This window comes from Sphingomonas sp. LH128, from assembly GCF_000293195.2.
GTDB classification, from domain to species: Bacteria; Pseudomonadota; Alphaproteobacteria; order Sphingomonadales; family Sphingomonadaceae; genus Novosphingobium; species Novosphingobium resinovorum_A.
The window spans coordinates 1-12,221 of sequence record NZ_ALVC01000468.1 but is presented as its reverse complement, the minus strand read 5'-3'; the positions used below and the strand labels follow the sequence as shown (position 1 = coordinate 12,221).

Here is a 12,221-nt window from a genome sequence, read left to right as displayed (position 1 = left end):
CGCGCCCGCGCCCGCGCCGCTCCCGACCGAGGATTGAACCGATGAAGACGTTGATACACGCGGCGGCGCTGGCGCTTGCACTGATGCTGGGCGCCTGCAGTTCCGCACCACAGGACAGCGAAGTCCATGCTCGCGAGGAAGGGCGTGGAGAGGGGACCGGGCATGAAAGTGGCGGTCATGAGGAAGGCACCGTGTCGCTCAGCGCGGAGCAGTTGAAGACGGCAGGCGTGGAAGTCATGACGGTCGGTGCGGCCGGCGTTGGCGGGGCGGTGTCGCTGTCCGCCACGATTGAGGCCGATCCTCAGGGCATTCAGATCGTGACCGCGGCCATCGGCGGGCGACTGGTGACGCTGGGCCGCAACCTCGGTGATGCCGTGCAGGCCGGAGAGACGCTTGCCGTCGTCGAAAGCCGCGAAGCGGCGCAGATGCAGGGGGAGATCGAGGCCGCCTCGGCACGCCTGTCGCTCGCCAACAGCAATCTTGCCCGCGAGCGGCGCCTGTTCGCGGAGAAGGTTTCGGCTGAGCAGGATCTCGTTGCGGCGCGAACGGCAGCGGTCGAGGCAGCGATCGCGCTGCGCCTTGCCCGCCAGCAACTGGCGGGGGGGGGGGGGCCCGCCCCCCCCCCGCCGCGACGCTGCCCGATGTGGACCCGTGCTCGGAAACCACTTTCGCGGAAATCCCGGTGGCCTCCGCCTCCGACGTCGATCAGGTGGTGGAGGCGGCATGGCAGGCTTTCCGCGCGCCTCAATGGCGCGGCCTTGCCCCGCTGGCGCGAGAGCGGCTGCTGCACAAGCTGGCCGATGCGATGGAAGCCGACCTGCCGCGCCTCGCCGCGCTGGAGGCGCTCGATACCGGCAAGCCCGTCAGCATTGTCGAGGCTGTGGACATTCCCGCCGCGATTTCCTGGCTGCGCGCCTATGCGGGCTGGCCGTCGAAGCTGGCGGGGAGGGCAGGCACCTTGTCCGCAACGCCGGGCGACTATCACGTCTATTCGCGGCGTGAGCCGATCGGCGTTGTTGCGGCGATCACGCCGTGGAATTTCCCTCTGGTGCTGGCGATGTGGAAGGTTGCCCCGGCCTTGGCAGGGGGCTGCACCGTCGTCCTGAAGCCCGCGCCCGAAACACCGCTCAGCGCGTTGCGGCTGGTCGAGCTGGCGCGCATCGCGGGGCTTCCCGAAGGCGTGCTCAGCGTCGTCACCGGCGACGGCGCGACCGGCGCGGCGCTGGCCGCGCACCCGCGCATCGCCAAGGTGGCCTTCACCGGATCGACCGCGACCGGGCAGGCGATTCTCGCCGCCTCGGTGCCGGACCTCAAGCGCGTGACGCTGGAACTGGGCGGCAAGTCGCCCTCGATCATCTGCGCCGATGCCGACCTCGCCAGCGCCATCCCGCAGGCGGCGATGGGGTGCTTTTTCAACTCAGGCCAGGTCTGCTACGCGGGCACGCGGCTTTACGTGCACCGCTCGTTCTACGACGAAGTGCTCGAAGGCATCGCCGCCGTGGGCAGCGCGCAGAAGCTGGGGCCAAGTGCAGACCGCGCCAGCCAGCTAGGCCCGCTCATCAGCGCCCGCCAGCACGCGCGCGTCACGGGCTTCGTCGAGCGGGCAAGGGCAGCCGGGATCGAGGTCATGCCGTCCGCCGCCGCGTTGCCCGAGCGCGGCTTCTACCACGCGCCCACGGTGCTGCGAAACGTCCCCGCCGCCGCCGAAGTCATGCGCGACGAGGTGTTCGGCCCGGTCCTCGCCACCGCGCCGTTCGACGATATCGAGGACGCCATCGCGCTCGCCAACGACAGCGCCTTCGGCCTCGCCGCGCATGTCTTCACGCGCGATCTGGCCGCCGCGCACCGGGCCTCCGCCGAGCTGGAGGCGGGCACCGTCTTCGTCAACTGCGTGATGCTGGCCGACCCGGCCTTCCCCTTTGGCGGCATGAAGATGTCGGGCATCGGGCGCGAAAACGGCAGCGAAGTGCTCGACGCCTATCTGGAACCCAAGTCGGTGGTGATGGCCCTATGACGAACGTGACCCACTCCGGCGGCTGCCTCTGCGGGCAGGTCCGCTATGCTTTCGAGGGCGAACCCTTGCTCGCCGCCGTGTGTCACTGCCGCCATTGCCAGCGCCAGTCCGGCAGCGCCTTTTCGCTGGTCATCGCGGTGACCGACGCGGCCTTCTCCCAGCAGGGCGAGACGCGGGTGTTCGAGGATGTGGGCGAGAGCGGCCAGCCCGTTTCGCGCCACTTCTGCGGCACCTGCGGCTCGCCCATCGTCTCGATCGCGGGCGCGCTGCCGGGGCTGACGCTCATCAAGGGCGGCACGCTCGACGAACCGGGGCGCTGGACGCCCGCCCTCGAAGCCTACTGCGATGGCAGCCTGCCATGGCTCCCCCCCGTGGCCGCCGAGCGCCACGCCCGTTCCAATATCGGAGAATGACCATGCCCAGTGCCCTGTTCGACCTGACCGGCAAGACCTGCTGGGTCACCGGCGCCGCCTCGGGCATCGGCCGCGAAACGGCGCTGACACTCGCCTGCCAGGGTGCTAGCGTAATCGCCAGCGACCTCAACCTTGAAGGCGCTGAGGCGACGGCGCAGGCGTGCGGCGATGCGCTGGCACTGGCCCACGACGTAAGCGCCGAAGCCGCCTGGGCCACCTGCGCCGCCGCGGTGAAGGACCGCTTCGGCAAGCTCGACGTGCTGGTGAACAATGCGGGCATCATGATGTCGCGCTCGTTCTCGGAAGCCCCGGTGGAGATCCTGCGCCGCCAGAACCGCATCAACGTGGAGAGCGTCTACCTCGGCATGCAGACCGTCGAGCCGCTGATGAAGACGGCCATCGCGCAGGGTGCGGCAGGGGCATCGATCGTCAACGTCGCCTCGATTTACGGCAAGGTCGCGGGCGCGCAGTTTGCCGCCTACAGCGCCACCAAGGGTGCGGTGCGCGCGCTCAGCAAGGCGGTGGCCTACGAGTGGGCGAGCGCGGGCATCCGCGTGAACTGCGTGCTGCCTGGCCCGGTCCAGACCAACCTCGGCGCCGACTGGGAGCCGCCGCTCGATGCCGAGGGCAATCCGATCCCGCCCGAAGTCGCGCTGGCGGCCTGGGCGTCGCTGATCCCGATGAAGCGCCTCGGCGTGGCGAGCGACGTCGCGCCGATGATCGCATACCTTGCCAGCGACGCCGCCGCCTTCGTCACCGGCGCCGAATTCACCGCCGACGGTGGCTACACCGCAGCCTGAGGGAGCCCGAGCATGCACACCACCGCCGCCATCGCGCGTGAGGCCCACGGCGACTTCACCGTCGAGCCGGTCGACCTTGCCGAGCCCCGCGCGGGTGAGGTGCGGGTGCGGATCGCGGGCGTCGGCCTGTGCCACACCGACCTGATCGCGCGCGACCAGTTCATCCCGATCCCGCTGCCCGCCGTGCTCGGCCACGAAGGCGCCGGGTTCGTCGAGGCCGTGGGCGAAGGCGTGACCAAGGTCGCGGTCGGCGACCGGGTGGTGCTGGGCTTCTCCAGTTGCGGCCACTGCCCCCGCTGCGAAGAACACCTGCCCTCCTATTGCCGCGAGTTCCCGGTTCTGAACTACGCAGGCGCGCGGGGAGACGGCAGCACCGCGATCAGCATCGACGGCACGCCGGTCTCGGCCAACTTCTTCGGCCAGTCGTCCTTCGCCGCCCACGCCGTGACGCACGAACGCAACCTCGTTCGGATCGAGGCGCATGACGTGCCGCTCGAACTGCTGGGGCCATTGGGCTGCGGATTCCAGACTGGCGCGGGCGGGGTGATGCGCTCGCTGGCGTGCCCGGCGGGATCGAGCATCGCGATCTTCGGCGGCGGCCCGGTGGGGCTGGCGGCGGTCATGGGCGCAGTGGTTCAGGCGTGCGTGACGATCATCCTCGTCGAACCCTTCGCCGCCCGCCGCGCCATGGCGCTTGAGCTGGGCGCAACCCACGTCATCGATCCGGCTGAGGGCGATGTCGGCGCCGCTATCCGCGCGATCCTGCCGGACGGCGTGGAGTTCGCTTTCGAGACCAGCGGGCGCGAGGCCGTCGTCGAAACCGCTCTGGCATCGTTGTCCAGCCACGGCCTGCTGGGCCTTGTCGGCGTGCCCCCTCGGCCCGAGAGCAGCCTGTCGATCAACCTCGCCTCGCTCATCACTTACGGCCATCGCATCCACGGCATCGTCGAGGGCGACAGCGACCTCCAGACCTTCATCCCGCAACTGGTGGGCCTCTACCGCGAAGGCCGCTTCCCGTTCGACAAGCTGATCCGCACCTACCCCCTCGCGCAGATCAACGAGGCGGTCGCCGCGCAACTGAGCGGTGAGTGCATCAAGGCCGTGCTGGTCCCCTAGAGAGCAGGATGTCTCTACACCCTTTCGTCATTGCGAGCGTAGCGAAGCAATCCAAGGGCGGTTTGCGCGGCCCTGGATTGCTTCGCTACGCTCGCAATGACGAGTTTGGGCGGAACAGGCTTTGGCTTAACGCTTTGGAAACCACTGCGCGTGCATAGTCGCGCGCATGGCTCGCATCGTCGCTCTCGCACAGGTCCATCGTCCCGTTCCGGGGATCGAGTGGCTGCGTCCGCTGATCGTCGGCGGCTGCGCGCTGGCGCTTATTCTGGCCCGCGACGCGCTCCCCTTCTGAGCGCCGCGCCGTTCATCCGGCAGCAATCTTTCTAAGCAAATTCAACGTTTCGTGACGGAGCGTGGCTGCATCTTGTCTCTTCTGTTGCACTGCACACCTTCATTGTGCGCCGCAGCAAAGTTTTGTCGCATTGTGATGATGCAATCGAAATCCCGGATGCCCACTCTTGGGGCTCACCCGTTTGATGGAGATGACAATGCGCACCATGACTGACGCCGACCGCGCCCGCCTGCGCGAATCGTTCATCGGCAACGGCCTGCTTTTCCTGTTCGGCTGCGGCGTTCTGGCCTTCCTGGTCGCCGTGGACCGTGTAGACTGGTTCTCGATCCGGCCTGCTACCGGAACCTCGATCGCCATGGCCCGTTCGACCGAAGGCGCTCCCAAGGTTGGCCCGGCAGTGGGCGAACCCGTGAGCGTGGAGCCTGCCAAGACCCAATGATCGTCGCAAAAATTCCAAGTTCCCGGCGCGTCTTCCAGGAGATCTGGAGACCGCTGACCCTGCTGTTCGTGTGGGACGTGCTCGTGACGATCACGTACTATATCCTGCCCTTCAAGGCGCCGGAACTGCCGATCACGCTGTTCGGCTCGGCGCTGGCGCTGTTCCTCGGCTTCCGCAGCAATTCGGCCTACCAGCGCTGGTGGGAAGGGCGCGGGCTGTGGGGTCTGATGATCAACGCGAGCCGCAACATCGCGCGTGCGACTCGCAACTTCCTGCCCGATCCGGAAGCGGCGGACCTCAAGAAACAGATCATCTACCGGCAGATCGCCTATGTGAACGCGCTGCGCTGCCAGCTCCGCCGCCTACCGCAGGACGAGGAAGTGCTGCGCCTGCTGCCCAAGCACGAAAAGGACCTCGCCCTCCAGCGCGTCAACGTGGCGAACGGCATCCTCGACGGCACCGGGCGCCGCATCGACGAAGCACGCCGCAAAGGCTGGATCGACACCATCCAGCAGACGCAGATGGAAGCCGTCCTCGTCGATATCGCCAACTCGCAGGGCGGCATGGAGCGGCTCAAGAACACGCCGCTGCCATTCCAGTACCGCTTCATCCCAGAAGTGTTCACCCACCTGTTCTGCGTCCTCCTCCCGATCGGGCTGGTCGAGACGCTGCAGTTCGCGACGCCGCTGGGCTCGACGATCGCGGGGCTGATGTTCCTTGCGGTGCTGGCGATCGGCGACGATCTCGTCGACCCCTTCGCCAACGACGTCCACGACCTGCCGCTCAACGCCATGTGCCGCACGATCGAGATCGACCTGCTGCAGTGCATCGGCGAGGAAGCCCCCGGCCCGGTCGCGCCTGACAAGCACGGGGTGCTGTGGTAAGCGTCAGGGCATGAAGCTCTACAAGGATCGCCAGATCACCAGCGCCACATTGCGCTTCGGCAAGGTCTTCAGCGCGGAGGCCAGAACGGATTTAAGTCCGGTCGGGCTTCTGGCCGTTGGGGCCATGGTTACCGGGATATTGCTCGGTAGTGCGGTGATCGTGGCGGTTTCGAAGGGCTCGAAGAAGAAAGAAGGGGAGCATGGCCCCCCAGCACCCCCGTTACCGTCGAGCTGATTGCGGGCAGCGGCGCCGCGCGCTCATTTTGAGGTCCAGAACTTCGTCATTGCGAGCGTAGCGAAGCAATCCAAGGCCGCGCCAACCGCTCTGGATTGCTTCGCTACGCTCGCAATGACGAGGGTGGGGTGATGCGCCGCAGGCTATTTTTGGCCTGCAATTCATACGAAACGCTGCTGCGCGCGCTACGCCGACGGTAAAGGGGTCTGGGGCGATGGCCCCAGGACTTCCCTTATTCGCTCTTCGACGCAAACCAGATCACGTGCTTCGGCCCCTTGCCGTTGCTGCGGGCGTGAACCTTCACTTCGTCCACCGCGAACCGCGCCCGTTCGATGCGCCGGGTGAAGGCGGGATCGGCGCCTGCCGACCAGATCGCCAGCACGCCGTCCGGGGTCAGCGCCCCGTAGGCTTCGCGTAGGCCGACCTTGGAATAGATGACGTTGTTGTCTTCGCGCACCAGCCCGTCGGGGCCGTTGTCGACGTCGAGCAGGATCGCATCGTAATCGCCGTGCCCGTCGACGATCGTCTGCGCGACATCGCCCATCACGAGGTTGACGCGTGGGTCTTCGAGGCAGTCCCCGGTCAGGTGCGCCATCGGCCCGCGTGCCCACTGGATGATCTCGGGCACCAGTTCGACGACGGTGATCTTCGCGTCGGCAGGCAGCACCCGCAGCGCGGCGCGCAGGGTGAAGCCCATGCCGTAGCCGCCGATCAGGAAGTGGGGGCGCTTGGAAGAGCCCTTGATCCGGTCGTAGGCCATCGTCGCAAGAGCTTCTTCCGAGCCCCACTTGCGCGTGCTCATCAGCTCGTTGTGGCCGATGACGATCATGAAATCCTTGTCGTGCCTGAAAAGCTCGAGCTTTTCGCCGTCAGGAATCCACGCAGAGTCGAGGAGTTCGCGCTGGATCATGCCTTCAGGTCCGGCGCGGTCGCTTCGGCGGTCAGCAGGGCGATGGCTTCATCGAGGGTCATGACCTTCTGGTGCTCGGCGCCGAGCGTGCGCAGGGCGACGGTGCCTTCCTCCGCTTCGCGCTTGCCGACGACGACGAGGTGCGGGACCTTCTTGAGCGAGTGTTCGCGCACCTTGTAGTTGATCTTCTCGTTGCGCACGTCGGTCTCGACGCGCACGCCCGCCGCCTTCAGCTTGGCGGCGACTTCGGCGGCATAGCCGTCGGCGTCCGAAACGATCGTCGTCACCACGGCCTGGACCGGGGCTAGCCACACCGGCAGCTTGCCCGCGAAGTGCTCGATCAGGATGCCGATGAAGCGCTCGTACGAACCGAAGATCGCGCGGTGCAGCATGACCGGGCGGTGCTTCTCGCCGTCCTCGCCGATGTAGTGCGCGTCGAGGCGCTCGGGCAGCATGCGGTCGGACTGGATCGTGCCGACCTGCCAGGTGCGGCCGATCGCGTCGGTCAGGTGCCATTCCAGCTTGGGCGCATAGAACGCGCCTTCGCCGGGGAGTTCCTCCCAGCCGTATTCCTCGGTGGCGAGCCCTGCGCGCACCACGGCGTCACGCAGTTCGGCCTCGGCCTTGTCCCACTGCTCGTCGGTGCCGATGCGATTGTCCGGGCGCAGTGCCAGCTTGATCGCGTAAGTGAAGCCGAAGTCGCGGTAGACCCTGTCCGCCATCTCGCAGAACGCCTGCACTTCGCCGACGATCTGGTCTTCGCGGCAGAAGATGTGGCCATCGTCCTGCGTGAACTGGCGCACGCGCATCAGGCCGTGGAGCGCGCCGTGAGGCTCGTTGCGGTGGCAGCAGCCGTTCTCGACGATGCGCAGCGGCAGGTCGCGGTAGGACTTGATGCCCTGCTTGAAGATCAGCACGTGCGCAGGGCAGTTCATCGGCTTCAGCGCCATCCACTGCGCGTCGTCCGAGATGATCGGGCCGTCGTCCTCGGTGTTGGGCACCTCGTCGGGGATGACGAACATGTTCTCGCGGTACTTGCCCCAGTGGCCGGACTGCTCCCACTGGCGCGCGTCCATGACCTGCGGCGTCTTCACTTCCTTGCAGCCCGCGTCGTTGACGGCGCGGCGCATGTAGTCCTCGAGAGCGCGGTAGATCACGTAGCCCTTGGGGTGCCAGAACACCGAGCCGTGCGCCTCGTGCTGGAGGTGGAACAGGTCCATCTCGTTACCGAGCTTGCGGTGGTCGCGCTTGGCGGCTTCTTCGAGGCGCGTCAGGTGCTCGGCCAGCTGCTTCTTGTTGAGCCAGCCGGTGCCGTAGATGCGCGAAAGCATCGCGTTGTTCTGGTCGCCGCGCCAGTAGGCGCCCGATACGCGCGTCAGCTTGAAGGCGGCGGGGTCCAGCTTGCCGGTCGAGGGCAGGTGCGGACCGCGGCACATGTCGAGCCAGTCGTCGCCCGACCAGTAGACCGTCAGCGGCTCGTCGCCGGGCAGTTCGGCGGCCCATTCGGCCTTGAAGCTCTCGCCCTGCTGCTTCCAGCGGCTGATGAGCTGTTCGCGGTCCCATACCTCGCGGCGCAGCGGCTTGTTGGCGGCGATGATCTTGCGCATCTCCGCCTCGATCGCGGGCAGGTCCTCGTCGGTGAACGGACGGTCTGTCGGGGCGAAGTCGTAGTAGAAGCCGTCGTTCGTCGAAGGACCGAAGGTGATCTGCGTGCCGGGGAACAGCGCCTGCACCGCTTCGGCAAGGACGTGCGCGAAGTCGTGACGGGCCAGGTCCAGCGCCTCGGCCTCGTCGCGGCTGGTGACGAGCGCGAGGCTGGCGTCGCCGGTGAAGGGGCGACTGAGGTCCACCAGTTCGCCGTCGATCTTCGCGGCGAGGGCGGCCTTGGCGAGACCCGGGCCGATGGCGGCGGCGACGTCGGCCGGGGTCGAGCCTTGCGGCATCTCGCGCACGGAACCGTCGGGCAGGCTGATCTTGAACATTTCGGACATGGACGAACTCATTCTCTCGTTTGCCCCATGCCATACCAGAGCATGTGGGCGGAAAACCTTTGGGGGCGCCATGGCACAGGCGCGCCTCCGGGTGAAGGTGCGGCGTCGGCTGAAATGGCTCTATTTCGGAAACGAGAGACGCCAATCTCGCCCGAAATCGGGGCGACGGCGGTTCGCGTGTTCAGCCTGCGACCAACCGTGCCCGGACGAGCCGGGTAGTCTGGGTCGTAGTCTTGGCGGTGCGCAACAGCATGAGCGCGATGTAGCGATTCGGGCGCGGAAAGCCAAGCGCGGTCCCGGGATCACCCGATGACGACGAGGTTACTTTCCATAATGTCAATGTTGCTTGACTTATGGTGACTAGAATGACAAATGTCCTTTACACATAAGCAAGGAGGCTTGTCATGACGGACCAAACCCTGTCGCGCGGACCCGCATGGTTCTGGGGCGGCGCGTTTTTCGTAGGCATGTTCGGCACAGGGTTCGCCGCGCGTGCGCTGGATCTGGGGTCGATTCCCTCGGCGCTGGTGATGATCCCGCCGATGCTGCTGCTGATCCCGCTGGTCCGCGCCTCCGAGAAGGCACAGGCAGCGTGCGGAGCGCTGTCTCCCGCAACGCGGCGCTACAATCGCCGGGGCCTGATCTGGGCGTTCGGTTATGTGATCTTCCTGTTCGTGGCCGTCTTCGGGGCCAACTCGGGCGCATCCGGGCCTCTGCTCTGGCTGTTGGCGCTGCTGCCGGCGCTGCCGATCTTCTTCATGCTGTGGACGATGGCGCGCTATCTGGTGGAGGAGACCGACGAGTATCTTCGCCTGCGTGTCATCAACGCGGCTCTCTGGGCTACCGGGCTGCTGCTGGCGGTGGCGACCGTCTGGGGCTTCCTCGAGACGTTCGAACTGGTCCCACACGTTCCCGGCTGGGCCGCCGTGCCGGTGTGGGCGGTGGGGCTGGGCGCCAGTTCCATCGTCAATCGCTGGAGGGAGGCGTGAAGAACCGCCTCAAGGTCCTGCGCGCCGAGCGCGGCTGGAGCCAGCAGGATCTGGCCGAGCGGCTGGAAGTCTCGCGCCAGAGCGTCAACGCGATCGAGACGGGGCGCTACGATCCCTCGCTGCCGCTGGCCTTTCGCATCGCCGACCTCTTTGGTATGATGATCGAAGAGATATTCCAGAGGGGTGAGTGATGGCTGGCGGGCCGTTGAAGCGAAGGCGTGGGGCACGGGTCGGCGTGGCGGTAGCGATCGCGGCGGCTGTCGCGGTGTCGCTGGGGCTGTTCCAGTCCGCCGCCGAACCTGCCCGGCCGCGTGAGGAAACCGGTTTCGGCACGATCCGTGCCGATGGAAAGGTGATCCTGCGGGTCGTGGCGCCGATCCTCTACTGAGCTTGTCGAAGCCCCCGCGCCTCACGCTGCCAAGTTGGCGGTTCACAACCGCCGGTCCAGGGATCGAGCCCTTCAGTGCATGGTATGCACGTGCGTTCCGCGTTCGCTCAGCTTGCCCAGTGCCGTCATCGCCAGCCACCCGGCCGTCATGCAGACCCACGGCATCACCGGATAGTGAAACCGCGACTGGCCCGAGAACACGAGGCAGATCAGCGTCGGATAGAGCGCGATCCCGTAAGGCAGCAGCCACCAGCCGATCCACCGCTGCCCGTCGCGGCGCCGCCTTGCGATCATCACGAAGAACGCGGCGCCAAAAGCCGCCATCAGCAGCACGTAGTACCCCTGATTGAGCACCCGCACCGCGCGATAGACCATCTCGAACCGCGCATAGCCCGTCGCGCCGCCCTGATAGGCCCACTCGGCCTCGCCATCGGGCAGCCAGAGGCGCAGGAACTTCTTCGGCAGCAGCTTGGCGAAGCGGTCGGGATGCGCGGTGATCCACGCCATTCCCAGTCGCCGCGCCTCGGCGTCGCGCGCCACTTCGTCGAGGCCGGGGCGGGCCATCAGCTCCTTCACCACCGGCGCGTCGGGGGTGTAGTCGCCGGTCGCGGTGTCGTGGTTGCCGGTGAGGAGCGTATAGCCGCCGTTGGTTGAGACCGCGACCCAGTGGCCCAGCTGGATCTCGTTGCGGATCGTCCAGGGCAGCACCGTCAGCGCGGCGAGCGCGAGCACCAGCAATCCCTCACCGAAAAGGCGCGGGAAGCGCTTCCACACCTGCCCCATCCTCAGCCACTCGATCGCGAACAGCAGCGGCACCACCACCAGTGTCTGTGCCTTGACCATGGTGGCGACGCCGAACAGGAACCCGGCGCTGACGAGGTGCCAGCGGCTGGTGCGCGTCACGATCACCCAGCATCCCGCCATCAGCAGCGCGGTGTAGAACACCTCGGTCAGCGCCAGCGGGACGTAGCCGATCGCGTTGGGGTAGACCGCCAGCAGCAGCAGCCCGGCGCGCGCTGCGCCCTCCGAGCCGAACAGGCGGCGCCCCAGCGCCAGCGTCATGGCGCCGATCAGCATTGCGCTCACGAGGTTGAACAGGCCGAGCGAAACCTGGCCAGCGCCGAACTTCGCGAACACCAGCCCCAGCGCGATCGGCCAGCCTGCGGGCCAGAACGCGGTGGGCGCCCCTTCGTTGTCGAGATAGCCTTGGCCCGCCGCGAGACTGACGGCGCGCGTGAAATACCACTCCGCATCCGAAGTCGGGGCCACGTCGATCAGCAGCACCGCCACGCGCAGGGCGAAATACAGCGCCCAGATACCGAGCAGCACCGAGCGATCGGTGGCGAACCATTCGAGCCGCAGCGCAAGCCGGGACGGGCGGGTGGGGAAGTGGATGACCTTGGCGCTCATATCGGCCCGAACGGTTAGCGGTCGGGACTTAAGATCGCATTACGGTAAGGGCGTCCAGAGGTTTCGATACCAATCTGGCCCACCCCGTCCGGCTAGGCCCTGCGGGCCAAGCCTCCCGGCCCTCCCGCCTGCGGGAGGGGGCAGGGGTGGGCCTTACGCCGGGTTCGACCAGCGCGCGAAGATCGCGGTCGGCAGCAACCGCCCCTCGCCATCTTCCCGCACCGACAGGTCGCCATGCTCGATCTTCCCGGGAAGTCCGGCGAACAGCTCGTCCATCAGCCCGGCCAGCGCCAGCGAAGACATGCGCACCGCATAGACCGTCAGGAACAGGAACCGGCTG

General features: G+C 67.1%; 15 protein-coding genes and 1 pseudogene. 11 read left to right on the top strand and 5 right to left on the bottom strand.

The annotated features are described in order from the left end of the window. Positions 1 to 593, bottom strand: a 593-nt coding sequence (locus LH128_RS28670) for a hypothetical protein (protein ID WP_037521863.1), incomplete at its 3' end; no start/stop codon positions are given. 50 nt (positions 594 to 643) lie between these two features. Between LH128_RS28670 and LH128_RS28665 the strand changes: the two genes are divergently transcribed. From LH128_RS28665 to LH128_RS28635, 8 genes are all read left to right on the top strand, one after another. After that, complete coding sequence (locus tag LH128_RS28665) at positions 644 to 2,014, top strand: aldehyde dehydrogenase family protein (protein ID WP_008833205.1); 1,371 nt, start codon at positions 644 to 646, stop codon at positions 2,012 to 2,014. Next, complete coding sequence (locus LH128_RS28660; protein ID WP_008833204.1) at positions 2,011 to 2,427, top strand: GFA family protein; 417 nt, start codon at positions 2,011 to 2,013, stop codon at positions 2,425 to 2,427. The genes LH128_RS28665 and LH128_RS28660 overlap by 4 nt, the downstream gene beginning before the upstream one ends. A 2-nt stretch (positions 2,428 to 2,429) precedes the next feature. After that, entirely contained in the window at positions 2,430 to 3,227 is a 798-nt protein-coding gene (locus LH128_RS28655; protein ID WP_037521862.1) for an SDR family NAD(P)-dependent oxidoreductase, read from the top strand. A 12-nt stretch (positions 3,228 to 3,239) separates the two neighbouring features. Beyond that, positions 3,240 to 4,343: an NAD(P)-dependent alcohol dehydrogenase gene (locus tag LH128_RS28650; protein ID WP_008833202.1), complete on the top strand. Its 1,104-nt coding sequence runs from the start codon at positions 3,240 to 3,242 to the stop codon at positions 4,341 to 4,343. Between the two features lie 166 nt (positions 4,344 to 4,509). After that, positions 4,510 to 4,635: a hypothetical protein gene (locus LH128_RS34850; RefSeq protein WP_327195306.1), complete on the top strand. Its 126-nt coding sequence runs from the start codon at positions 4,510 to 4,512 to the stop codon at positions 4,633 to 4,635. A gap of 196 nt (positions 4,636 to 4,831) precedes the next feature. Next, complete coding sequence (locus LH128_RS28645; protein ID WP_008833201.1) at positions 4,832 to 5,074, top strand: hypothetical protein; 243 nt, start codon at positions 4,832 to 4,834, stop codon at positions 5,072 to 5,074. Then, positions 5,071 to 5,958 (top strand): bestrophin family protein, encoded by an 888-nt coding sequence (locus tag LH128_RS28640; RefSeq protein ID WP_008833200.1) that lies wholly within the window; start codon positions 5,071 to 5,073, stop codon positions 5,956 to 5,958. The genes LH128_RS28645 and LH128_RS28640 overlap by 4 nt, the downstream gene beginning before the upstream one ends. 10 nt (positions 5,959 to 5,968) lie before the next feature. Continuing rightward, positions 5,969 to 6,193 (top strand): hypothetical protein, encoded by a 225-nt coding sequence (locus tag LH128_RS28635; RefSeq protein ID WP_008833199.1) that lies wholly within the window; start codon positions 5,969 to 5,971, stop codon positions 6,191 to 6,193. 232 nt (positions 6,194 to 6,425) lie between these two features. Here LH128_RS28635 and LH128_RS28630 read toward each other — a convergent pair whose 3' ends face one another. Further along, positions 6,426 to 7,103 carry a spermidine synthase gene (locus tag LH128_RS28630; protein ID WP_008833198.1) on the bottom strand — a complete coding sequence of 226 codons (678 nt, stop codon included), beginning with the start codon at positions 7,101 to 7,103 and terminating at the stop codon, positions 6,426 to 6,428. Beyond that, positions 7,100 to 9,094 carry a threonine--tRNA ligase gene (gene thrS, locus LH128_RS28625; protein ID WP_008833197.1) on the bottom strand — a complete coding sequence of 665 codons (1,995 nt, stop codon included), beginning with the start codon at positions 9,092 to 9,094 and terminating at the stop codon, positions 7,100 to 7,102. Before thrS ends, LH128_RS28630 begins: the two co-directional genes overlap by 4 nt. Before the next feature lie 404 nt (positions 9,095 to 9,498). On the opposite strand from thrS, the gene LH128_RS28620 reads away from it, so the two are divergent. From LH128_RS28620 to LH128_RS33890, 3 genes are read left to right on the top strand one after another with little or no spacing between them, the layout of a single operon-like run. After that, positions 9,499 to 10,083 carry a hypothetical protein gene (locus LH128_RS28620; RefSeq protein WP_008833196.1) on the top strand — a complete coding sequence of 195 codons (585 nt, stop codon included), beginning with the start codon at positions 9,499 to 9,501 and terminating at the stop codon, positions 10,081 to 10,083. Continuing rightward, entirely contained in the window at positions 10,080 to 10,274 is a 195-nt protein-coding gene (locus tag LH128_RS28615) for a helix-turn-helix transcriptional regulator (RefSeq protein WP_008833195.1), read from the top strand. The genes LH128_RS28620 and LH128_RS28615 overlap by 4 nt, the downstream gene beginning before the upstream one ends. Positions 10,275 to 10,288: 14 nt before the next feature. Then, the gene (locus tag LH128_RS33890; protein WP_156799861.1) at positions 10,289 to 10,471 is read left to right on the top strand and encodes a hypothetical protein; all 183 of its coding nucleotides are present in this window, start codon (positions 10,289 to 10,291) and stop codon (positions 10,469 to 10,471) included. 72 nt (positions 10,472 to 10,543) lie between these two features. Here LH128_RS33890 and LH128_RS28610 read toward each other — a convergent pair whose 3' ends face one another. Together LH128_RS28610 and LH128_RS28605 are read right to left on the bottom strand one after the other, a co-directional pair. Beyond that, positions 10,544 to 11,881 carry a glycosyltransferase family 39 protein gene (locus LH128_RS28610; protein ID WP_008833194.1) on the bottom strand — a complete coding sequence of 446 codons (1,338 nt, stop codon included), beginning with the start codon at positions 11,879 to 11,881 and terminating at the stop codon, positions 10,544 to 10,546. A 153-nt stretch (positions 11,882 to 12,034) separates the two neighbouring features. Then, positions 12,035 to 12,221, bottom strand: a pseudogene (locus LH128_RS28605) (class I SAM-dependent rRNA methyltransferase); the annotation flags it as partial.

What these genes read in the sequence shown, in the direction of transcription:
- LH128_RS28655 (WP_037521862.1), top strand. Translation starts at nt 2,430, where the DNA reads ATGCCCAGTGCCCTGTTCGACCTGACCGGCAAGACCTGCTGGGTCACC.
- LH128_RS28640 (WP_008833200.1), top strand. Translation starts at nt 5,071, where the DNA reads ATGATCGTCGCAAAAATTCCAAGTTCCCGGCGCGTCTTCCAGGAGATC.
- LH128_RS28660 (WP_008833204.1), top strand. Translation starts at nt 2,011, where the DNA reads ATGACGAACGTGACCCACTCCGGCGGCTGCCTCTGCGGGCAGGTCCGC.
- LH128_RS28645 (WP_008833201.1), top strand. Translation starts at nt 4,832, where the DNA reads ATGCGCACCATGACTGACGCCGACCGCGCCCGCCTGCGCGAATCGTTC.
- LH128_RS28650 (WP_008833202.1), top strand. Translation starts at nt 3,240, where the DNA reads ATGCACACCACCGCCGCCATCGCGCGTGAGGCCCACGGCGACTTCACC.
- LH128_RS28635 (WP_008833199.1), top strand. Translation starts at nt 5,969, where the DNA reads ATGAAGCTCTACAAGGATCGCCAGATCACCAGCGCCACATTGCGCTTC.
- LH128_RS28610 (WP_008833194.1), bottom strand. Translation starts at nt 11,881, where the DNA reads ATGAGCGCCAAGGTCATCCACTTCCCCACCCGCCCGTCCCGGCTTGCG.
- LH128_RS34850 (WP_327195306.1), top strand. Translation starts at nt 4,510, where the DNA reads ATGGCTCGCATCGTCGCTCTCGCACAGGTCCATCGTCCCGTTCCGGGG.
- LH128_RS28620 (WP_008833196.1), top strand. Translation starts at nt 9,499, where the DNA reads ATGACGGACCAAACCCTGTCGCGCGGACCCGCATGGTTCTGGGGCGGC.
- thrS (WP_008833197.1), bottom strand. Translation starts at nt 9,094, where the DNA reads ATGTCCGAAATGTTCAAGATCAGCCTGCCCGACGGTTCCGTGCGCGAG.
- LH128_RS28630 (WP_008833198.1), bottom strand. Translation starts at nt 7,103, where the DNA reads ATGATCCAGCGCGAACTCCTCGACTCTGCGTGGATTCCTGACGGCGAA.